Genomic DNA, 21,822 nt, shown 5'->3' with positions numbered 1-21,822 from the left:
CGCCATGAACGGCCTCGGCGGACTGAACAAATCGGCGAACGGCGTCGTCATCGGCTGCGTGCAACTGCAGCTTCCGACGGTCGTCACACCCGAGGACCTGAAGCGGCAGACGCAGGTGATCGTCGACATGGTCGCCAAGGCCCGGCGCAATCTCGGCACCATGGACCTCGTCGTCTTCCCCGAATATTCGCTGCACGGCCTGTCCATGGACATCAACCCGGCGATCATGTGCCGGATCGACGGCCCCGAGGTCGCCGCCTTCAAGGCGGCCTGCAAGGCGAACCGGATCTGGGGCTGCTTCTCCATCATGGAGTTCAATCCGGGCGGCATGCCCTACAATACCGGCCTCGTCATCGACGATGCGGGCGAGATCCAGCTGAACTACCGCAAGCTCCACCCCTGGGTCCCGGTCGAACCCTGGGAGCCAGGCGATCTCGGCGTCCCTGTCATTGACGGGCCGAACGGCTGCAAGCTCGCATTGATCATCTGCCATGACGGCATGTTCCCGGAAATGGCGCGGGAATGCGCCTACAAGGGCGCCGAGATCATGCTGCGCACCGCCGGCTATACCGCGCCGATCCGCGAGTCCTGGCGTTTCACCAACCAGTCCAACTCCTTCTGCAACCTCATGATCACGGCCAATGTCTGCATGTGCGGCTCGGATGGCAGCTTCGATTCCATGGGCGAAGGCATGATCGTCGACTTCGACGGCGCGGTGCTGGCGCATGGTACGACCGGACGGGTCAACGAGATCATCACGGCCGAGGTGCGGCCGGACCTCGTGCGCGAGGCGCGCAAGGGCTGGGGCGTCGAGAACAACATCTACCAGCTCGGCCATCGCGGCTATGTCGCGGTGAAGGGCGGCGCGCAGGACTGCCCCTACACCTACATGCACGATCTCGTCGCGGGCAGCTATGCCGTGCCCTGGGAGGAGGAGGTGGCGGTGACCGACGGCACTTCCTGCGGCTTTCCCAAGCCCGTCCGGACCTTTGGCCAGCGCTTCGACGACGCGGCGGAGTAGGCGATGAGCACGCTGGCAGTCTCTCCCGGCAATGGCCTGACGGTCGACTCCTATCCCTATGCCTGGCCCTATGACGGCTCGCTGAGGCCAGACAACACGGCCCTCGTCATCATCGACATGCAGACCGATTTCTGCGGTGTCGGCGGCTATGTCGACGCGATGGGTTACGACCTGTCGCTGACGCGCGCGCCGATCGAACCGATCCGGCGGCTGCTCGCGGCGATGCGGGCGAAGGGCTATTCCGTCATCCACACCCGGGAAGGGCATCGTGCCGACCTTGCGGACCTGCCGGCGAACAAGCGCTGGCGCTCGCGCCAGATGGGCGCGGGCATCGGCGATCCCGGCCCGTGCGGGCGGATTCTCGTGCGGGGCGAGCCGGGCTGGGAGATCATCCCGGAGCTTGCCCCGATCGCGGGCGAAGTCATCATCGACAAGCCGGGCAAAGGCTCGTTCTGCGCGACCGATCTCGAACTCATCCTTCACCAGCGCCGCATCACCAATCTCGTCCTCACCGGCATCACCACCGATGTCTGCGTCCACACCACCATGCGCGAGGCCAACGACCGCGGCTTCGAATGCCTGATCGTCGTGGACTGCTGCGCGGCGACGGACCGCGGCAACCATGATGCGGCGATCAAGATGGTAACCATGCAGGGCGGGGTCTTCGGGGCCGTCGCCACCAGCGCCAGCCTGATCGAGGCGATCGGATGAGCGCACTCCCCGCGACGGCCTCCGCCCTGCCTCCTGCCAGCGCGACAGTGACGGGCCCGCGCCCGCTGCTGGAGGCCGTCGGCATCACCAAGCGCTTCGGCAGCTTTACCGCGCTGGAGAGCGTATCCATCGCGCTGATGCCCGGCGAATTCCACGCTCTCCTCGGCGAGAACGGTGCGGGCAAGTCGACCCTGGTGAAGTGCATCCTCGGCTACTACAGGCCGGAGGAAGGCGCCGTGATCCTCGATGGCCGCGAGCAGACCATCGACAGCCCGCGCGACGCACGGCGTCTGGGCATCGGCATGGTCTACCAGCATTTCACGCTGGTGCCGGCGATGACGGTGCTCGAGAACATGGTGATGGCGCGGGCCGAGGTGCCCGCCGTCATCGACTGGAAAAGCGAGCGCCGGGCGCTGGCCGAGTTTCTCACGACCATGCCGCTGAAGGTGCCGCTCGACACCCCGGTCGAGGCGCTGTCGGCCGGCGAGCGGCAGAAGACGGAAATCCTGAAGCAGCTCTATCTCGGCAGCCGCGTCCTCGTCCTCGACGAGCCGACTTCGGTGCTGACGCCCGACGAAGCCTCGGAAGTGCTCGGCTTCCTGCGCAGTCTGGCGATCGGAACCGGCATGTCGGTGCTCCTGATCACCCACAAGTTCAAGGAGGTCACAGCCTACTGCGACCGGGTGACGGTGCTGCGCCGCGGCCAGCATGTCGGCAGCGGCCTCGTCGCGGACCTGTCGACCGGCGAAATGGCCGCCATGATGATCGGCGAGCGGACGCTGCCCGACGTGCCCGGCCGCGTGGCGACGGTCGCTGCGCCCGGCCCGGTGCTGTCGATCCGCAACCTCGTTTCCGGCGACCCGCAGACGCGCGGCTCGATCGCCATCGAGGCCCTCGACGTCCATGCCGGGGAGATCGTCGGCGTTGCCGGCATTTCCGGCAACGGCCAGAAGCGGCTGGTCGAGGTCCTGTCGGGCCAGAGCGCGCCGGACGGCGGCACGATGACCGTGGCCGGCCAGCCCTATGCCGCGACCCGCAGCGAGGCGCAGGCGCGGAAAGTTCGCTGCCTGCCGGAGGAGCCCCTGAAGAATGCCTGCGTCGGCCGCATGTCGGTGGCCGAAAACCTTGCCTTCCGCACCTTCGACACCGCCCCGGACGGGACGAAGACCTGGTTTCTCGACCGGCAGCGCTTTGCCGCCGACGCGCACCGGCTGATTGCCGCCTACCAGATCAAGACGCGCTCGCCATCGAGCCCGATCGGCACGCTGTCCGGCGGCAATGTCCAGCGCGCGGTGCTGGCACGTGAACTTTCCGGCGAGACCGACCTCCTCGTCGCCGCCAATCCCTGCTTCGGGCTCGACTTCGGCGCCGTCGCCGACATCCGCGCCCAGCTCATGACGGCGCGCAACGAGGGGACGGCGGTGCTCCTCGTCAGCGAGGATCTCGACGAGATCGTCGCCCTCTCCGACCGCATCCTCGTGATGCTCGACGGCCATGTTGTCTTCGAGACCGCGGGTGGCGCCGGCGCCGACATCCACGCGATCGGTTCGCACATGGCCGGGCACGCCTGATGCCCGCGATCGAGGCGACGCCCTTCCCGTTCCCGCTCGACCGCGATGTCGTCGCTCTCGTCGTCATCGACATGCAGCGCGATTTCCTGGAGCCAGGCGGCTTCGGCGCCAGTCTGGGAAACGACGTCTCGCGCCTGGAGGCGATCGTGCCGACCGTCGCCGCTCTCATCGCGGGATTCCGCGATGCCGGACGGCCGGTGATCCACACGCGCGAATGCCATGCGCCTGACCTCTCGGACTGCCCTCCGGCCAAGCGCCTGCGCGGCAACGCGGCCCTGCGGATCGGCGACGAGGGTCCGATGGGCCGGATCCTCATCAGGGGCGAGCCCGGCGCCGACATCGTCGCCGCGCTGGCGCCGCTGCCGGGTGAACTGGTGATCGACAAGCCCGGCAAGGGGGCCTTCCATGCGACGCGGCTCGGAGCGGAACTGGAGCGGCTGGGGATCCGCCAGCTCGTCTTCGCCGGCGTCACCACCGAGGTTTGCGTGCAGACGACGATGCGCGAGGCGAACGACCGCGGCTACGAATGCCTTCTCGCCGAGGACGCCACGGAGAGTTATTTTCCCGCCTTCAAGCAGGCGGCGATCGAGATGATCCGGGCGCAGGGCGCCATCGTCGGCTGGGTCGCACCGACCGCGGCGGTCGTTTCCGGGCTGACGGCATGACGCCGCTCGTCCTGCCGGGCCTTGCCCTCGGCAATCTCGACGGTCTGGTGTTCGAGGCCTTTCGCGACGGCGTCACCATCTGCCACCTGCAGCGCTCCGTGGACGGGGGGCCGGGGCTCGCTCTCCTGCGCTATGCGCCCGGCGCATCGGTGCCCCGCCACGAGCATGTCGGCCTCGAGAGCATCGTCGTCATCGACGGCAGCCAAAGCGACGAACACGGCACCTACGAAGCCGGGACGGTCGTCGTGAACCCTGTCGGCAGCGTCCACAGCGTCTGGTCCGAGCAGGGCTGCCTCGTCCTCATCTCCTGGGCAAAACCCGTACGGATACTCGGCGAATAGCCCTTCAGGCCGGCGGCATGCGGGCGCGCGTCTCGGCTGGCCGTTCCGGCGCAAGCTCGCGCGGCGCCACATAGTCCGTCACCCGGTCGACGGTGCGGCGGACCTTGCCGAGATGGGCGCGCATCGCCTCTGCGGCAGCCTCGCCGTCGCCCCTCAGGATCGCCGCCACCACCAGCCCATGCTCGCGCTGGGATTCGGCGATGCGGTGAAAGGCGTCGAACTGGACCTTGCGGAACGGCGCCAGCCGGCGGCGGACGGCGACGGTGCTTTCCTCCAGGAACGCGTTGCCGGCCCCGGCATAGATGGCGTTGTGGAAGCGCTCATTGTGTGTGCGGAAGGCTTCGACCGCGTTGGCCGCGACATGGGCCGCGCCCGCCTCGTGCAGGATCGCCAGCGCATCGGCTTCCCGGCCGAGGAGGTTTTCCGCGCACAAACGCGCGCACAGCGCCTCGAGCTCGGCCATGACGAAGAAGACTTCGTCGAGCTGCGTATCGCACATCGAGGCGACGATCGTGCCGCGATGCGGGCGCGATTGCGCCAGCCCATACGCTTCGAGCTGGCGCAGCGCTTCCCGGATCGGCGTTCGCGACACGCCGAACTCGGCGGCGAGGACCGTTTCGTCCAGCGCTTCCCCGGGACGGAAATAGCCCTGCACGATCCGGTCCGCGATGGCCTCTCGGATGAGGTCGGTCTGGGTTCTCTTGACGACAGGCGGCACGGTTCCGTTCCAGGCAGGATGCAGCAGAGCCCGGCGGGCGACGACCGGACGACAGCCGCACTTTAGGTCATGGGCTGGCCGGCGCCATCCCTCCGTCAATGCTCAGACGTTGTTGATGCGGGCGAACTTATCCTTGCCGGCAGCTGCTGGCCTGGAACTCGATCATCCTGCGTGCCTCCTCGACCGATAATTGGAAGGAATGTGCAGGCTCGGCATTTCGCGGTGATCCTCAGCCGGCCGTGCTGCCGCGCCCGACGCCGATATAGCGGAATCCGTGCCGCGTCACGTCGGCGCTGGAATAGATGTTGCGCAGGTCGACGAGCAGCGGGTCACGCATCACCCCCTTGATGCGCTCGAAGTCGAGCGCGCGGAACGCGTCCCACTCGGTGACGACGACGAGCGCCTCCGCATCCTGGGCGATCTCGTAGGCGCTGCGGCCGAAGACGACGTTCTCGACCATGGCGCCCGCCGCCTCCATGCTTTCGGGATCATAGGCCGTGACGCGGGCGCCGCCGTCCTGCAGCGCCTGGATGATCGTCAGCGACGGCGCGTCGCGCATGTCGTCCGTGTTGGGCTTGAAGGAGAGGCCGAGGACGGCGATGGTCTTGCCGCGCACGCTGCCGCCGCAGGCGGCGATCACCTTCAGCGCCATCGCGCGCTTGCGCTGGTCGTTGATGCTCACCGTCGTCTCGATCAGGCGGACGGGACTGCCGTGGTCCTGCGCCGTCTTCACCAGCGCCAGCGTGTCCTTGGGAAAGCAGGAACCGCCGTAGCCCGGGCCGGCGTGCAGGAACTTGTCGCCGATACGCTTGTCGAGACCGATGCCCTTGGCGACCTTCTGGACGTCCGCGCCGACCTTTTCGCAAAGGTCCGCCATCTCGTTGATGAAAGTGACCTTCATCGCGAGGAACGCGTTGGCGGCATACTTGATGAGTTCCGACGTCCGGCGCTCGCAGAACAGCAGCGGCGCCTCGTTGAGGAAGAGCGGCCGGTAGACGTCGCGCATGACCGCCACGCCGCGCGGATCCTCCGTCCCGACGACGATCCGATCGGGGCGCTTGAAATCGGCGATGGCGGCGCCCTCGCGCAGGAATTCCGGATTGGAGACGACGATGACGTCGGCGTCGGGGTTTTCCTCGCGGATGATCCGCTCGACCTCATCGCCGGTCCCGACGGGAACGGTCGACTTCGTCACCACGACGGTAAAACCCGTTACCGATCGCGCGATCTCGCGTGCGGCGGCATGGACATAGGTGAGGTCGGCATGGCCGTCGCCGCGCCGCGACGGCGTGCCGACGCCGATGAACACGACCTCGGCCTGCGCCACCGAACGCGCCAGATCGGTGGTGAAGCTCAAGCGACCGGCGGACCTGTTGGCGCTCACCAATGCCTCGAGCCCTGGCTCGTAGATCGGCATGCGTCCCGCGTTCAGCGCGTCGATCTTGTCCTGCATCTTGTCGACGCAGATGACGTCATGTCCGAAATCGGCAAAGCAGGCGCCCGAAACGAGACCCACATAACCCGAACCCACCATGACAAGCCGCATCAGAAGCCCTCACCTCAACCCATTCGAGCTGCCGCGTCTCATGCGAACTATTCGGCCCATTGTCCAGACTCGGAACCCGCTGCGTGGCCGCTTCGCCGAGCGACCGCCGGAACCCTTCAGAAAAACCTGATCCGCCCAACGGCGCCGTCCGGGCAAACACACTGAACGGTCGGGGGCTCCGAGGGATGCGGCGGACGCCGCTCAGTCCGCCTTCGCTTCCGCTTTGGCAAGAGCGGCCTTGCGCTTGCGCGGTGGCTTCTTTGTCGCGGGCTTGCAATCGTCGGCGTCGGCATTGCGTTCGCGGATGGCCATCGCCTGCAGACGGTCGGCCTTTTCCGGATCGGCGTCTGCGCGGGAGATCACCGCGTAGAAGGCGGCTCTGACGATATCCTGCTTCTTGGCGTCGGGGTATTTTTCGCGGACCGCCTTGATCAGGTTCTTGGGTTTCATTTCCGGCGTCGCCAGTTCGTGGACGGTCGCGGCAATGGTTTCGATCAGACTGGGCATAGGGTTTTCCGAAGAGTTCACGGGATCGTCACAAACCGCAGGATGGGGTGTCACAGTCAATACTCGACGCGGACCGGCCTGGACGCCTGGTTTGCCGGGGGCGGACGCACGGTCGGACGCACGGTCGGGCGCACCCGGTGCGCCGACCGACAGGGTCTGGTGCGTCCTTGGCGCGAAACGTCGAGCCGAGCCGCCGCCAGATCTCCTGCGGCCCGGCGTTATCCTGCCGGTGGAACGGCTTGGTAACCATAAGCTGCGATTCTGCCCTCAGCGGCGGATTGGTCGCGGGCTCGTGACCGCCGGATGGCTGGTCGCATGATCGGTTCCTCTCGAGTTTCCTGGCGCGCCCCATGACATCCCGCTTCGACGCTGTCGCACCTTTCTGGACAAAGCCACAGTTGTCGGAAGAGCCGCCGCGCCCCACTCCTTTCCGCAAGCGTTCGGGCCTGATCTGGGCAGTCGCCGCCGGCTTCACGCTGTCGGCCGGTCTCGTCGCGGTCGCGGCGCGGACCGTGCCGTATGCCATCGCACCCGCGCACGCCGTCGCAGCCGCATCGGTGCCCCCTGCCGCAGGTTCCGCGAACGCGGCGAGGTCGTCTCGCGCCCACGACAAATCGATGCGCGTGCTGTCGCCGCTGCAGCCGGTTGCGCACCGCCTCTCCATTCCCCAGCCTGCCACCTTGCAGACCGGCCGGGCCGAGCCGAAGCCGGTCACCATGGCGATGACCATGCCGGGCTTGTCGCACCGACTTTTCGGCCCGGCCGGCCAGCCGACATCCTTCATGCCGTCGGCCGGCTACCGCATGGCACAGACCGACAGCCGCAGGATCGCTCTGGATCTCGCACAGGAGCCGGCTTTCGCCATCGCCAGCGCTGCCGTTCCCGCGACGATCGTCTCTCCGCCGGGCGCGACCGACAATGGCCCGCAGGTCGAGGTGGCGCTGCTCGAACCATCGCGGCTTCCAAGCAGCGTCATCGCCCATCCGGCGCCGGAGCTGGAAGCAGCCAGCGTCCCGACTCCCCGCGCCCGGCCGCGGCACCGGATCAGAGACGCCGACCGGCCCGTCGCCGCGACCCGTCCCGCACGCCGCGAGCCGAAGGTCCCCGTGCTTGCCTACGCCCGCCCGGATGCCGGCGACGACGATGTCCCCCCGCCGTTCAGGGGCCGCACCTTCGCGACGCCCGGCAAGGGCGTCGCCGTCTACGACATCAGCGCCGCGATGGTCTATCTGCCCAACGGCGAGAAGCTCGAGGCGCATTCCGGGCTCGGCATGATGCGCGACGATCCGAGTTACGCGCACAAGAAGATGCGTGGCCCGACCCCGCCCCACACCTACACGCTCAGCATGCGCGAAAGCCTTTTCCACGGCGTGGCGGCGATCCGGCTCAACCCGGTCGGCGGCCAGAAGGCGATTCACAACCGCAACGGTCTTCTGGCCCACACCTACATGCTGGGCAAAGGCGGCGATTCAAACGGCTGCGTTTCGATCAAGGACTACAAGCGTTTCCTCGCGGCCTTCCGGCGCGGCGAGATCAAGAAGCTCGTCGTGGTCGCGAAGATGTCCAGAAACCCGGTGGGCCGCTTCGCGTCGATCTTCCGCTAGGAGCCGACGAGAAATCCGGCCGGCGAACGGCTCGGCTGCCTGACTGCGCCGGCGGCCGTCCGTGCCGCAGAAATTCCGCGTGCCAAGGCGGCGCGGATGAAATGTCCGGAGTTTTCCGACGGATAGACCGACCCTTCTGGCAGGAGCCTGCCGCGTGCTTTGCCGCGGCCTTCCGCGCGCCCATGGACTCGACCGCCGGGCCCTGCTGGTGTATGAGAACGATCATTCGCTCTCCCTTTCCTGACGAAGGCCTGCCCTTGGTTTTCCATCTCGACGATCCCGAGCCGGTGACGGCGCACGATCAGCGGCGGCTGCATGTGCTTGCGGCCGCACGAGCGTGCTTTGCGCGATCCGGGTTCCATGGGGCATCGATGCAGCAGATCTGCGCCGAGGCACAGATGAGCCCGGGCGCGCTTTACCGCTATTTTCCGGCCAAGGATGCCATCATCGAGGCGATCGCCGAGGAGGAGCGCGGTCAGGCTGCCGCCTGCATGCAGGGCCTGTCGGCCGGCGGCAGCATCGTCGATCGCATCACCGCGGTTGCCATGGACTACCTGCGCAGCACCCGCGATCCCGCGACCGGCGGCCTGATGGTGGAGATCTGTTCGGAGAGCATCCGCAACACTGCTGTCGGCAAGCGATTCCACGAGGTGGAAAGAGAGGTCCGCGATGCCTTCCGCCAGAGCCTCGTCGAGGCCCAGACCGAGGGCGAGATCGACGCGCATGTCGATGTCGAGACCGCGCTCTTCGTCCTGTTCTCGCTCGGCGACGGGCTCGTGATGCGCTTGCAGATCGAGCCCGACTTCGACCTCGAGCTGGTCGAGCCGTATCTGCGACGCAGCGTCGTCGGTGTCCTCGGCGAGCCGCGGCGCAGGGCGTCTGACGAGAAATGACGGCCCTTCTTTTGGGCGCAATGGCGACTTTCAAATGGCGGATCGGCCCGCAGATGGTTGAGGAAATCATGTCCGTTCGTAATCGGATCATCCTGCCCCTTGTTGCTGTCCTCGCCTTTGCCGGGATGCCGGCGGCAGCCCAGGAAGCCGCGCCCGCAAACCCCGCACCGGCGGGTGTCGCACCGGTCGGTGTCGCCCCTCCGGCGCCGAGCGTCTCGGTCGTGCCGGCGACCGTGCGTGAACTCGTCGCCCGGGTCACCATCACCGGCACGCTGGTTCCGCGCGAGACGGTGATGGTCGGCGCCGATGTCGACGGTCTCCGGATCGAGGCGCTCCTTGCCGACGAGGGCGACAGGGTGTCGGCCGGCGAGGTCCTCGCGCGCCTGTCGACCGACCTGATCGAAACCGATCTGGCGCAGAACGTCTCGCAGCTCGCCCGCGCCGATGCCGCCATCGCGCAGGCGGAGAGCCAGATCGCGCAGGCCGAGGCCGCCGCGATCGAGGCCGATGCCGCGCTCGCCCGATCGCGTCCGCTCGCCACGAAAGGCATCGTCGGCCAGGACGTCCTCGAGCAGCGCGTCTCGGCCGCCGCAGGCGCCCGGGCGCAGCTCGCAAGCGCCCGCCAGGGTGTCGCCGTCGCCGTCGCGGACAAGGCGGTGCTCGACGCCAACAGGCGGCAGCTCGAACTGAGAAAGGCCAAGGCCGAGATCAAGGCGCCGACGGACGGGCTGGTCCTGTCGCGCTCCGCCCGCCTCGGCGCGATCGCATCCGCAGCCGGTGGCGCCCTGTTCGAGATCGCCCGCGACGGATTGATCGAACTCGACGCCGCGGTCAGCGAGACGGTGCTTGCGTCGCTGAAGAGGGATCAGGCCGTGAGCGTCTCGCTCGCCGGCTCCTCCGAACCCCTCGTCGGACATGTCCGCCTCGTCTCGCCCAAGGTCGACGAGACGACCCGGCTGGGGCGCGTCCTCATCGCGCTCGATCCCTCTCCCAGCCTGCGCACCGGCATGTTCGCGCGCGGCACCGTCGAGATCGCCCGCAGCCGCGGCGTCACCGTGCCGCAGACGGCCGTCGTCGTCGACGGCGACAAGGCGCTCGTCCAGGTCGTGAACGACGGCACGATCGAAAGCCGGGACGTCACGACAGGCATTTCCAGCGGCGGCGATATCGAGATCACCGGCGGCATCAAGGAAGGCGAGCGGGTCGTGGCGCTCGCCGGCACCTTTGTCCGGAACGGCGACGCCGTGACGGCGGTCGAGATCGATCCGGAGGCCAAGGGATGAACTGGAATATCTCCGCCTGGGCGATCCGCAACCCGGTTCCGCCGATCCTGCTCTTCGTCGTCCTGGTCGCGCTCGGCATCGTCAGCTTCTTCGCGCTGCCGATCACCCGCTTTCCGAATATCGACGTGCCGGTCATCGCCGTCACGGTGACGCAGTCGGGCTCGGCGCCGTCCGAGCTCGAGACGCAGGTGACGAAGAAGGTCGAGGACGCCATCGCCGGCGTCTCCGGCATCAAGCACATCACCTCGACCGTGACCGACGGACAGTCGGTGAGCGCCGCCGAGTTCCGGCTGGAGATCGATACCGACCGTGCGCTGAACGACGTCAAGGACGCCATCGCCAAGGTCCGTTCCGACCTGCCGCGGACGATCGAGGAACCGATCATCCAGCGCATCGAGGTCGAGAACCAGTCGATCGTCACCTATGCCGCCTCTTCCCTTGGCAAGACGCCCGAGCAGCTCTCCTGGTTCGTCGACGATACCGTCGTGCGCGCCCTTCAGGGGCTGAAGGGAGTCGGCCGTGTCGAGCGCGTCGGCGGCGTCGAGCGCGAGATCCAGGTGCGGCTCGATCCCGACCGGCTGGCGGCGCTCGGCGTCACTGCTGCCGGCATCAACGCGCAGCTGCGCGCGACCAATGTCGACCTCTCCGGCGGTCGCGGTGAATTCGGCGGCCAGGAGCAGGCCATCCGGACGCTGGCGGCGGCGGACAGCGTTGCGGGTCTCGCCGCGACGCGGATTTTTCTCCCGGGCGGCCGCGAGGTGCGGCTGTCGGAACTCGGCGAGGTCGTCGATTCCTGGGAGGAGCCGCGCTCCTTCGCCCGCCTCGACGGCGAGCCCGTCGTCGCCTTCTCGCTCTACCGGGCCAAGGGGGCCAGCGACACGACCGTCGCGGACGCCGCCGCCGACAAGGTCGCGGAACTGGCGACGCAATATCCGGACGTCATCTTCGCCAAGATCGACGACAGCGTCACCTACACCTACGGCAATTTCGAATCCGCCATGGAGACGCTCGTCGAGGGTGCGCTTCTCGCCGTCATTGTCGTCCTGATCTTCCTGCGCGACTGGCGGGCGACCGCGGTCGCCGCGATCACCCTGCCGCTCGCCGCCATCCCGACATTCTGGGCGATGTCGATGATGGACTTTTCGCTGAACCTCGTCAGCCTTCTCGCCGTGACGCTCGTCACCGGCATTCTCGTCGACGACGCCATCGTCGAGATCGAGAACATCGAGCGCCACATGGCGATGGGCAAGCCGCCCTATCGTGCCTCGATGGAGGCCGCAGACGAGATCGGTCTTGCCGTCATCGCCATCACCATGACGATCATCGCCGTCTTCGCACCGGTCTCCTTCATGCCCGGCGTCGCCGGCCAGTATTTCAAGCAGTTTGGCCTGACGGTCGCGGTGGCTGTGTTCTTCTCGCTGCTCGTCGCGCGTCTCATCACGCCGATGCTCGCCGCCTATTTCTTCAGGCCGCACGCCGCCACGGGTCCGGGCTTCTGGCGGCTGTTCGGGCGAAGGCTCCTCTGGTTCGGCATTCCGGGCGCCCTGGGAATCGCTGCCCTCTTCGGCCTCGCTTTCCTGCCGGATGCCGATCTCGGCAACGGAACGGCGGCGAGCATGCTGCGCTCCTATGCGGGCATGCTGCCGCCCGTGTCGCTCGACGAGGCACGCGAATACGGCCTTGCCGTCGCCGGCGGCGTCGTCATCGTCGCAGCGCTGTTTGCCTATATCGCCATGCCGCATCCGGCCGAGCACCACGACGGCCTCATCATGCGCGCCTACACCAGCTTCCTGCGCGGCACGATGCACACCTTCTGGATCTGGACGCCGTTCAAGCGGCGGCGCAAGGACGGCGAGCGGACGCGGGTGCACGTTCCCTTCGGCATGCGCTGGGTGACGCTGGCGGTCGGACTGGGGCTGTTCTTCTGGGCGATGGACAGCATCAAATACCTGCCGACGGGCTTCATTCCGAAGGAAGATGCCTCGCGCATCGTCGTCTCCTTCGAATTGCCGCCCGGCTCGACGCTGGACCGGACCCAGGCCGTCACCGACGAAGTCGTCGCCAGCATCCGAGAACTGCCGGAAGTGCGCAGCGTCCTCGTCATCGGCGGGGCGAGCCCCACCGGCACGCTGGAAATCCGCCGCGCCGGCATCACCATCAACCTCGTGCGCAAGTTCGAGCGCACGCGCAGCCAGGGAGATCTCGAACCCGTCGTCGCCGCCAAGCTCGCGGCCATTCCCGACATCCGCTCCTTCTACGTCAACGACCGCGGCGAGCGTGAGCTCTCGATCGGCATCCTCGGTTCGGACGGCGACGCGGTCGCCGAGGTCGCCGCCGATCTGGAAAGCCAGATGCGGCGCGACCCGATGTTCTCCAACCCCTCCGCCATGGCCTCCTTCGCCCGGCCGGAGATCCGCATCCGCCCCCGTCTCGACCAGGCGGCGGATCTGGCCATCGCGCCGGAAGCGATCTCCGAGACCGTGCGCGTCGCCACGATCGGAGACGTCGGCGCGAACCTTGCCAAGTTCAATGTCGGCACAAGGCAGGTGCCGATCCGTGTCGAGCTGCGCGAGTCGGCGCGCCACGATCTGGCAACGATCCGCAACCTTCGCGTCCTGACCGGCACCGGCGCGTCCGTGCCGCTCGAAAGCGTCGCCGACATCGGTTTCGGCCAGGGACCCTCGACGATCGACCGCTACGACCGCGAACGCCTCGTGAAGGTCGGCACCAGCATGATGCCGGGCTTCGAGATCGGCCAGGGCAGCGAGCGCATCAAGACCTTTCCGGCGATCACCGACATGCCGGCGGGCGTGCGCATGCAGGAGGTCGGCGACGCCGAGATCCAGGCGGAGGTCTTCACGGGCTTTGCCTCCGCCATGGGCGCCGGCATCATGATGGTGCTGGTCGTCCTGATCCTCCTCTTCGGCAGCGTCTTCGTGCCAATCACCATCCTTGCCTCGCTGCCGCTCTCGGTCGGCGGCGTGGTCGGTGCCCTCCTCCTCACTCACACGGCTGTGTCGATGCCGGTGGTGATCGGCATCCTGATGCTGATGGGCATCGTCACGAAGAACTCGATCATGCTGGTCGACTTCGCGGTGGAGCAGGAGAAGCACGGCATGCCGCAGCACGATGCGATCATCGATGCTGGCCGCAAGCGTGCCCGGCCGATCATCATGACGACGCTGGCCATGGCGGCGGGCATGGTGCCGGCGGCGATGGCGTCCGGCGAGGGCGGCGAGTTCCGCGCGCCGATGGCGATCGCGGTGATCGGCGGCCTCCTCGTCTCGACCGTCCTGTCGCTGGTCTTCATCCCGACGGTCTACACGCTGATGGACGACCTCAGCCATCTCGTCGGCCGCGTGTTCGGCTGGATGCTGAGCCCCAATGCGTCGGATGAACACTCGGCCGACCATGCCGAGGCAATCGTCCCGGCATCCGCCGTTGCCGCGGCGCCTTCGAAGCCGGAGAAGGCGGACGAGAAGGACACGACCTGGAAACGCGTGACCGAATTCTCCTCGGGCGATGGCCCCGACCGCCCCTCGCCTGCCGGCATGCAGCAGGCGGCGGAATAAGGCGGCAGGCACATCTTTCCCCCTGGGGCGAGGCACCGCTGGAAGCCTCGTCACGCCTCGGGTCCTACCGTGACTCAGGCGGTGACGGAGTACCAGACGGCAACGAAGTGGATGGACGCGGCGACGAGGACGAAGCCGTGCCAGATGACGTTCTGGAAGCGCAGTTTTTCCCAGACGTGGAAGATGATGCCGAGCGAATAGACGAGGCCGCCGGCAAGGATCAGTTCGCGCACGCTCGGCGGCAGCGACTCCACCATGTGTTCGTAGGTGACGATGCCGCTCCAGCCGAGCGCGAGATACAGAAGGATCGCCAGGCGATCGTATCGTCCCGGCCTGAACAGCTTCAGGAAGACGCCGATGGCGGCGACGACCCAGACCCCGGCCAGCATCCACCACAGGCCCATCTTGGCGATGAACGGGGTGTAGGTTCCGGCGATGAGGAGGAAGATGGCGGAGTGGTCGAGCCGCCGCAGCAGCCATTTCGTCCGCGACACCGGCCAGACATTGTAGGCCGCGGAGGCAGCGATCGACAGGACGAGCGTGGCGAGATAGACGCCGCAGGTCATGAGCTCCGTCGCGCTCGCCCGCCCCGACATGACGACCAGGAAAACCACGGCGCCCGACAGCGCCAGCACCACGCCGAGGGCGTGGACAATGCCGTCGGCCCAGAGCTCGGCCACCGAATAGGGCCAGTTGAACTCTCCGCCCCTGTCTTTCCGCATGCGCGCCTCTCCCGTCGACGGCTGTCACTGCCCATCGAATCGCGGCGCCACTCTGCCGACGGCGGCGGCGGAAGAAAACAGTTTGTTCGACCGAGGGCGATTGATCGCGCTGCGACGCAGCGCTGTCGTCGGACACAAATGTCCCCGATCATGGCGACCGGCACGTCAGCGGGACGAACTCAGGGTTTTGGCGGGTCGTCGTCCGACAGGATCCGCAGCGCGTCGCCCTCGGGGTCCTCGAACTGGCCGCTGCGATAGGCCCAGAAGAAGGCACCGAGACCAACGAGGCCGAGGGCAAGCGCCACGGGGATGAGGATGAGAAGGCTCGTCATTGCTGTGCCCACTGGACGGTGGCCATTGACGACGTGGCCGACGTCGGCCCGGCCGGGGTGGCGGCGTCTCCGGCACGGCGAAACTGCCATTGCAGCCGCAGCGCATTGCCGACGACGACGAGGGATGAGCTCGACATTGCGATGGCGGCGACAAGCGGGGTGACGAAGCCGAGAACGGCCAGCGGCACGGCGATGAGATTGTAGCCGATCGCCAGACCGAAATTCTGGCGGACGCAGTCGATGACGGCATGCGACACCCGGAAGACGTCGCCGACGCCCTGCAGCGACTGGCCGGTGAAGACGAAATCGGCATTCGCCCGGCCGACTTCCGCGGCGTCCGCCGGGGTGATCGAGACATGGGCGGTGCCGAGGGCCGGCGCGTCGTTGATACCGTCGCCGACGAAGAGGACCGGGCCGCCGGTGGAGGCCAGGGCCCCGATCCGTGCGGCCTTGGCAGCGGGCGTGAGCCGCGCCGCCGTCCGCGCCGGCTCGAAGCCGAGGTCGGCGGCGGTGAGGGCCACGGCCTCGGCGCTGTCGCCGGAGAGGATGTGGCGCGGGATGCCGGCTTCGTCGAGCACGGCCATGGTCGCCAGCGCATCCGGCCGCAGGACCGAGCGCACCGGGAGACGGATCATCGTCCCGCCCTCGCGCGCATACCAGAGCCCGTCGCGTTCCGCCGCAGCGTCGTCGGCCGCGATGACGCGGACGAAATCCCATCGTCCCAAGCGGCTCCGCTTTCCGTCGACCGTTCCCTCGAGGCCCTCCCCCGGCGTTTCCGAGGTGCCAGACGCTTCGGTCCCCGGCAGTGCACGCGACCGGGCCAGGGCGCAGACGGCGACCGACAGCGGATGACGGCTTTCCCGGGCAAGCGCTGCGGCCCGCCGCAGATCCTCGCCGGCGACCTGCCCTCCGTCGACCGAGAGGCTTGGCAGTGTCAGCGTTCCGGTCTTGTCGAAGACCGCCTGCCGGACCTCCGCCATGCGCTCGAAGGCGGAGCCCGTGCGCATCAGAACGCCGCGCCGCATCAGGATGCCGGCGCCGACGACCTGGGTGACGGGGACGGCCAGCGCGAGCGCGCAGGGACAGGTGATGATGAGGACGGCGATCGCCGCGGTCAGCGCCATGTGGCCGTCGCCCGTCAACGCCATCCAGCCGACGAAGGTCAGCAATGCGGCGACATGCACCACGGGCGCATACAAAGCGGCGGCGCGGTCGGCGAGACGGACATAGGCCGCCTTGCCCTGCTCGGCCGCTTCCATCAGGCGCAGCATTTCCCGGATGAGGCTGTGTTCGGCATCAGCCGTCGCCGTCAGCGTCACCGGCGCCAGGAGGTTCAGGGCGCCCGCCTCGACGGGATCGCCGGGCCCGAGACGAACGGGCGCGCTCTCGCCTGTCGCGAGCGAGCGATCGGCCTCGGTCACCCCGCCCGACAATACGCCGTCCACGGGGAAGCGTTCACCGACAGCCACGTGCAAGGTCATGCCGGGACGAACCGCTTCGATGCCGACATAGTCCAGCCCACCGTCCGCGCCGACGCGCATGGCGCCGCGGGAGGCGATCCGGCCGAGGCTGGCGATGCCGCTGCGGGCCCGCTCGCGCATCGCGTGGTCGAGCACACGGCCGATGAGGAGGAAGAAGAGCAGCGTCAGCGAGGCGTCGAACCAGGTCTCGCCGCCGCCGAAAAGCGCCTCGTAGATGCTCATCACCAGCGTCAGGAGCACGCCGAGCGAGATCGGCACGTCCATATTCACATGGCCGTTACGTATTGCGCCGAGCGCCGAACGATAGAACGGACGGCCGGCATAGAGGACGGCAGGGACGGCGACGACGCCGGAAATGAGCTGGAAGAGGGTGCGCGTCGCGCCCTCCGCTCCAGACCAGACGGAGACCGAGAGCAGCATCACGTTGGCCGCGGCGAAACCCGCGACGACCAGCGCGCGCATCAGTTCGGCAAGGACCGGATCAGCGCCCGTGCCGGCATCGTCCGTTCCGAGCGTGACGGCATAGCCGAGCGATTCGACGGCGCGCACGATCGCGAATGGCTCGGCCTGGGTGGCATCGGCGGTGACGAGGACGCGGCGGGTGGAAAAGTTGACGCGGGCCGAGCGCACGCCTGGCAGGGACTTCAACGCGCCCTCGATGCGGCCGATGCAGGCGCCGCAGTGGATGCCGGGCGCAACGAGAAGATAGTGGATGGAGCCGTCCTCGTGACGGTGGCCGGAATGGCGGAACTCCTCGGCGCGCAGCTGCTCGGGATCGGCGATAAGGCGGGGGTCGAGCGCCCCTGCGTCGCTGCAGCAGCTCATGGCCGCACCGGGGCCGGTGCGCCGATGACGACGCGCCGGGTGGTCAGGAAGGTTTCGCCGGCGCTGTCCACCAGCGACACCGTCGCATCCCAGGCGCCGGGCTTCAGCGCGGTCGGCAGGCGCACGGGACCGAGCGTCTCGTCGGCGTGGAGAAAGTGATCGTCGCGGTTCGTGGTCGGGCGCGTCATCTCCACGTCGACGCGGGTGGCCACCCGGTCGCCGTGCGCATCACGCACGTCGACGGTGACGGAATCAGGCAGGACGGCCAATTCCACCGTCCAGCCGAGCGCCTGCTGCCGCCGCATCGCCACGAGCTTTTCGTCGAAATGCTGGCTGGCGACATAGGAGTTCTCGACCACGAGACCGGCGAAGGAGGTAACGGCGGAATAGGCCATCAGGAAATTGACCCCGATGATCGAGCCGAAGAACAGCAGCATGATCGTCAGCATGTGCCAACCGGTGAATTCGCGCAGGGGCGGCTTGCTCATCGACGGGCCTCCTCGGGGGACTGGAAGACCGCGGCGGCGCGACTGGACTCGCCGCCCGCGGTGTCGGTGACGGTGACGAAGAAGTCCTGCCGCTCGTCGGTCACCGCTGCTGCGGGCTGCGAGACGAGGAGCCGGACCATCTCCACCCGGTCGCGCGGTACCTCGACCGAAACCCCGCCGCCATCGAGCGTGCGGCCGGGAGCGGCGACGACGGCGCCGGGCAGGCCCTCGACGGCCACCGTCACCAGGCGTGGGACATTCGTCATGTTGGCGATCTTGACCGTGTAGGCATTGCGCACGCCACCATCGCTGAGAAGGACGTAGACCGGATTTCGGTCATGCTGGACAGACGTCGTCAGCTGGTCGCGCGTGGCGAGCGAGTAGGCCATCCCTACCCCGATGGCAGACCAGAGAACGAGATAGACGAGCGTGCGAGGCCGGGCCATGTGGCGCCAGCGAAAATGCGCGACTCCCTCCCGCAGTCTGCCCGTGACGGGGTCGCGGACCCGTGCCGGTTCGATCGTCTCGCCCCCGCCGCGGGCGAGCGTCATGTTGGCATCGTAGTCGGCGAGCGTCGCGTAGGAAATCAGGCCCCGCTCGCGCCCCAGGTGATCCATCACGGAATCGCAGGCGTCGATGCAGAGGGCGCAGGTGATGCACTCCATCTGCTGCCCCTCGCGGATGTCGATGCCCATCGGGCAGACCGCGACGCAGGCATTGCAGTCGACGCAGTCGCCGACCGGCTGGCCCAGCGCCAGCGCCTTCTTCTGGTGCCGCGAGCGCGGCTCGCCGCGCCAGTCGTTGTAGGTGACGGTCAGCGACTGCTCGTCGAGCATGGCCGCCTGGATGCGTGGCCAGGGGCACATGTAGGTGCAGACCTGTTCGCGCATGAAGCCGCCGAAGACATAGGTCGTCGCGGTCAGGATGGCGATCGTCGTATAGGCCGCCCCCGAGGCATCGAGGGTCACGACATCGCGCAGAAGTGTCGGCGCGTCGGCGAAGTAGAAGATCCAGGCGCCGCCGGTCAGGACCGCGATGGCGAGCCAGACCGCGTGCTTGGCGAAGCGCTTGCCGAACTTGCCCGGCGACATCGGCGCCTTGTCGAGGGCGATGCGCTTGTTGCGGTCGCCCTCGAAGAAGCGTTCGACGACGAGAAAGAGATCGACCCAGACGGTCTGCGGACAGGCATAGCCACACCAGGCACGCCCGGCGACCGAAGTGACGAGGAAGAGCCCGAGGCCCGCCATGATGAGGAGGCCCGCGACATAGTAGAATTCCTGCGGCCAAATCTCGACGAAGAAGAAGTAGAAACGCCGGCCGGCAAGATCGATCAACACCGCCTGATCCGGTGCACCTTCGCCGCGGTCCCAGCGGATCCAGGGCGTGGCGTAGTAGATCGCCAGCGTCACCGCCATGATGATCCACTTGAGGCGGCGATAGCTGCCCTCGGCACGCTTGGGGTGGATCTTCTCGCGAGCGGCAAACAGCGGTCCACGTCGATCGGCGCTGTTCACCGGCTCGGCATTGAGGCGATCGACGCTGTTGTGAACGAGCATGGCAGTCTCCGGGAAGGCGCTTGTACCAGGCGCCCCTCCGGGTCTTGCCGGGTTTCGGCTTCTAAAGCCTTGATCCAGATCAACCAGGAAAGGCCGAAGGCCGGCCCCTCCGGTGCCGGCCTTTGCCGTATCGCCTGTGCCGAAGGGTGCCGACGTCAGTTGGCGTCGGCTGCCGCGAGCGCTGCCCCGCCGCCGAGCGAATAGACATAGGCGGCCAGCTGCTTGACCACGACGGGACCAAGACGCGGCTCCCAGGCCGGCATCACGCCGTGCTTGGGATTGACGACCTGCGAGATGACGCCTTGCTGGTCCGACACGCGCAGCCAGATCGGGTCGTTCAGCGCCGGCGCGCCCAATTCCTTGACGCCCTCGCCGCTCTCGCCGTGGCAGGCGGCACAGTTTTCAGCGAAGACCGTCTTGCCGGTTTCCGGATCGCCCGACGCATGCTTGGCCCCCGACAGCGTCATGACATAGGCGGCGACGTCGACGATGGCGGGCCGCTCCAGGATGCCGTCACGGCCAAAGGCGGGCATTTCCGAGACGCGCGAGTCGGGATCGTCGCTGCGGATGCCGTGGACGATGGTCAGGCGGATTTCCTCAGGCGATCCGCCCCAGATCCAATCGTCGTCCTGGAGGTTCGGATAGCCGACGCTGCCGGCAGCGCCCGAGCCGTGGCACTGGACGCAGTTGACCGAAAAGGCGGAGTGGCCCGCGCCGGCGGCGAAGCGGAAGAGTTCGGGGTCGGCGATGATCTCGTCCATCGAGGATGCCGCGATCTGGTCGCGCAGGCCCGCCGTCGCCGCCACGGCGCCGGCCATTTCCGTCGTCAGATCGCCCCGCGACGACCAGCCAAGCAGGCCGTCCGTCGCCCGGCTCAGCATCGGGATGGCCGGATAGAGCACGACGTAGACCGCCGAGAAGGCGATGCAGCCATAGAACGACCAAAGCCACCAGCGCGGCATCGGGGTGTCGAGTTCCTTGATGCCGTCCCAGTCGTGCCCGGTGGTGGGCGTGCCCGTGGCATCGTCGATCTCGCGCTTTTCGATGCCTCTATCGTCCATCGACGTCATCCTCTTTGAACGGAATCATTTTTGCATCACGGGCGTGGTCGCGGGCCTTCGGCCGGAACAGGACGAAGAGGACCACACCGACGAAGAAGATCGTCATGCCGGCCAGGGCCCAGGAGTCCGCGAACTCGCGCAGGGCGTGGTACGTCATTGGCTCGTCTCCAGCGTCTCGGCGGGAGCAGGCTTGTAGGCTTCGACGTCGACGAGGGTGCCAAGCATCTGCAGATAGGCGACGAGTGCATCCATCTCGGTGAGCTTGGCCGGATTGCCGTCAAAGTCGCGGGAACCGGCCTTGGCATAGCGCGACTGAAGGCCGGCCGGGTCCGCGGCGCTGCCCTGCGTGCGGGCATCGGCCTTGGCCTCGGCGATCATCTCGTCGGTGTAGGGCACGCCGACATGGCGGTTGGCGACAAGGTTTGCGCCGATGTTGTCGACGTCGAGTTCGGTATTGGCGAGGAAGGTGTAGGTCGGCATCACCGATTCCGGCACGACCGAACGTGGATCCTTCAGATGCGCGACGTGCCACTCGTCGGAATAGCGGCCGCCGACACGGGCCAGATCCGGCCCGGTGCGCTTGGACCCCCACTGGAAGGGATGGTCGTACATGGATTCGGCGGCGAGCGAATAGTGACCGTAGCGCTCGACCTCGTCGCGGAATGGCCGGATCATCTGGCTGTGGCAGGTATAGCAGCCCTCGCGGACGTAGACGTCGCGTCCGGCCAGTTCCAGCGGCGTGTAGGGCCGCATGCCCTCGACCTTCTCGATGGTGTTCTCGAGATAGAACAGTGGCACGATCTCGACGACGCCGCCGATCATGACGACGACGAGGGAGAGGACGAGAAGGAGCGACGCGTTGCGCTCGATCTTGCCGTGGCCCTTGACCAGGCTGCGGGCGGTGGGAAGTTTCATCGGAGCCGCT

At 67.6% G+C, this 21,822-nt stretch carries 20 protein-coding genes; 9 read left to right on the top strand and 11 right to left on the bottom strand.

Annotated features, from left to right (window positions below; all coding sequences use genetic code 11):
- Positions 1–4 precede the first annotated feature (4 nt).
- Genes Sa4125_RS08660 through Sa4125_RS08640 form a run of 5 tightly spaced genes read left to right on the top strand, consistent with a single transcriptional unit; the run spans position 5 to position 4,309 of the window.
- Positions 5–1,021, top strand: coding sequence for a formamidase (locus Sa4125_RS08660; protein WP_224005999.1), 1,017 nt, complete (start codon positions 5–7; stop codon positions 1,019–1,021).
- 3 nt (positions 1,022–1,024) lie between these two features.
- Positions 1,025–1,732 carry an isochorismatase family cysteine hydrolase gene (locus tag Sa4125_RS08655; RefSeq protein ID WP_224005997.1) on the top strand — a complete coding sequence of 236 codons (708 nt, stop codon included), beginning with the start codon at positions 1,025–1,027 and terminating at the stop codon, positions 1,730–1,732.
- Complete coding sequence (locus Sa4125_RS08650) at positions 1,729–3,303, top strand: ABC transporter ATP-binding protein (protein ID WP_224005994.1); 1,575 nt, start codon at positions 1,729–1,731, stop codon at positions 3,301–3,303. The genes Sa4125_RS08655 and Sa4125_RS08650 overlap by 4 nt, the downstream gene beginning before the upstream one ends.
- On the top strand, positions 3,303–3,968 hold the full coding sequence (locus Sa4125_RS08645) for an isochorismatase family cysteine hydrolase (protein WP_224005991.1): 666 nt from the start codon (positions 3,303–3,305) through the stop codon (positions 3,966–3,968). Before Sa4125_RS08650 ends, Sa4125_RS08645 begins: the two co-directional genes overlap by 1 nt.
- Positions 3,965–4,309, top strand: coding sequence for a cupin domain-containing protein (locus Sa4125_RS08640; RefSeq protein ID WP_224005988.1), 345 nt, complete (start codon positions 3,965–3,967; stop codon positions 4,307–4,309). The genes Sa4125_RS08645 and Sa4125_RS08640 overlap by 4 nt, the downstream gene beginning before the upstream one ends.
- Before the next feature lie 4 nt (positions 4,310–4,313).
- On the opposite strand, the gene Sa4125_RS24170 is transcribed toward Sa4125_RS08640, so the two are convergent.
- The 3 genes from Sa4125_RS24170 to Sa4125_RS08620 form a co-directional block, all read right to left on the bottom strand.
- Positions 4,314–5,027: a GntR family transcriptional regulator gene (locus Sa4125_RS24170; RefSeq protein ID WP_267461365.1), complete on the bottom strand. Its 714-nt coding sequence runs from the start codon at positions 5,025–5,027 to the stop codon at positions 4,314–4,316.
- Between the two features lie 229 nt (positions 5,028–5,256).
- A complete protein-coding gene (locus Sa4125_RS08625) occupies positions 5,257–6,573 on the bottom strand; it encodes a UDP-glucose/GDP-mannose dehydrogenase family protein (protein ID WP_224005985.1) in 1,317 nt (438 codons plus the stop codon).
- Between the two features lie 201 nt (positions 6,574–6,774).
- A complete protein-coding gene (locus tag Sa4125_RS08620; RefSeq protein WP_224005982.1) occupies positions 6,775–7,080 on the bottom strand; it encodes a hypothetical protein in 306 nt (101 codons plus the stop codon).
- Between the two features lie 350 nt (positions 7,081–7,430).
- Here Sa4125_RS08620 and Sa4125_RS08615 point away from each other — a divergent pair, with 350 nt between their 5' ends.
- The 4 genes from Sa4125_RS08615 to Sa4125_RS08600 all read left to right on the top strand — a co-directional run bounded on the left by Sa4125_RS08615 (position 7,431) and on the right by Sa4125_RS08600 (position 14,432).
- Positions 7,431–8,684: a tlde1 domain-containing protein gene (locus tag Sa4125_RS08615; protein ID WP_224005979.1), complete on the top strand. Its 1,254-nt coding sequence runs from the start codon at positions 7,431–7,433 to the stop codon at positions 8,682–8,684.
- 257 nt (positions 8,685–8,941) lie between these two features.
- Positions 8,942–9,577, top strand: coding sequence for a TetR/AcrR family transcriptional regulator (locus Sa4125_RS08610; RefSeq protein WP_224005976.1), 636 nt, complete (start codon positions 8,942–8,944; stop codon positions 9,575–9,577).
- Positions 9,578–9,645: 68 nt separating this feature from the next.
- Positions 9,646–10,860 (top strand): efflux RND transporter periplasmic adaptor subunit, encoded by a 1,215-nt coding sequence (locus tag Sa4125_RS08605; protein ID WP_224005973.1) that lies wholly within the window; start codon positions 9,646–9,648, stop codon positions 10,858–10,860.
- Complete coding sequence (locus Sa4125_RS08600; protein ID WP_224005970.1) at positions 10,857–14,432, top strand: efflux RND transporter permease subunit; 3,576 nt, start codon at positions 10,857–10,859, stop codon at positions 14,430–14,432. The genes Sa4125_RS08605 and Sa4125_RS08600 overlap by 4 nt, the downstream gene beginning before the upstream one ends.
- A 74-nt stretch (positions 14,433–14,506) precedes the next feature.
- On the opposite strand, the gene Sa4125_RS08595 is transcribed toward Sa4125_RS08600, so the two are convergent.
- The 8 genes from Sa4125_RS08595 to ccoO form a co-directional block, all read right to left on the bottom strand.
- The gene (locus Sa4125_RS08595) at positions 14,507–15,154 is read right to left on the bottom strand and encodes a hemolysin III family protein (RefSeq protein ID WP_224005967.1); all 648 of its coding nucleotides are present in this window, start codon (positions 15,152–15,154) and stop codon (positions 14,507–14,509) included.
- A 179-nt stretch (positions 15,155–15,333) separates the two neighbouring features.
- A complete protein-coding gene (ccoS, locus tag Sa4125_RS08590; RefSeq protein ID WP_224005964.1) occupies positions 15,334–15,486 on the bottom strand; it encodes a cbb3-type cytochrome oxidase assembly protein CcoS in 153 nt (50 codons plus the stop codon).
- Positions 15,483–17,792: a heavy metal translocating P-type ATPase gene (locus Sa4125_RS08585; protein WP_224005960.1), complete on the bottom strand. Its 2,310-nt coding sequence runs from the start codon at positions 17,790–17,792 to the stop codon at positions 15,483–15,485. Before Sa4125_RS08585 ends, ccoS begins: the two co-directional genes overlap by 4 nt.
- Entirely contained in the window at positions 17,789–18,280 is a 492-nt protein-coding gene (locus Sa4125_RS08580) for a FixH family protein (protein WP_224005957.1), read from the bottom strand. The genes Sa4125_RS08585 and Sa4125_RS08580 overlap by 4 nt, the downstream gene beginning before the upstream one ends.
- The gene (gene ccoG / locus Sa4125_RS08575; protein ID WP_224005954.1) at positions 18,277–19,836 is read right to left on the bottom strand and encodes a cytochrome c oxidase accessory protein CcoG; all 1,560 of its coding nucleotides are present in this window, start codon (positions 19,834–19,836) and stop codon (positions 18,277–18,279) included. Before ccoG ends, Sa4125_RS08580 begins: the two co-directional genes overlap by 4 nt.
- Positions 19,837–19,991: 155 nt before the next feature.
- Positions 19,992–20,882 carry a cytochrome-c oxidase, cbb3-type subunit III gene (gene ccoP, locus Sa4125_RS08570; protein WP_224007674.1) on the bottom strand — a complete coding sequence of 297 codons (891 nt, stop codon included), beginning with the start codon at positions 20,880–20,882 and terminating at the stop codon, positions 19,992–19,994.
- Positions 20,883–20,886: 4 nt separating this feature from the next.
- Complete coding sequence (locus Sa4125_RS08565) at positions 20,887–21,054, bottom strand: cbb3-type cytochrome c oxidase subunit 3 (RefSeq protein WP_224005950.1); 168 nt, start codon at positions 21,052–21,054, stop codon at positions 20,887–20,889.
- Positions 21,051–21,812 (bottom strand): cytochrome-c oxidase, cbb3-type subunit II, encoded by a 762-nt coding sequence (gene ccoO, locus Sa4125_RS08560; protein WP_224005947.1) that lies wholly within the window; start codon positions 21,810–21,812, stop codon positions 21,051–21,053. Before ccoO ends, Sa4125_RS08565 begins: the two co-directional genes overlap by 4 nt.
- Positions 21,813–21,822: the final 10 nt, after the last annotated feature.

The organism is Aureimonas sp. SA4125 (assembly GCF_019973775.1).
GTDB lineage: Bacteria > Pseudomonadota > Alphaproteobacteria > Rhizobiales > Rhizobiaceae > Plantimonas.
This window is presented reverse-complemented; position numbering and strand designations above follow the sequence as displayed.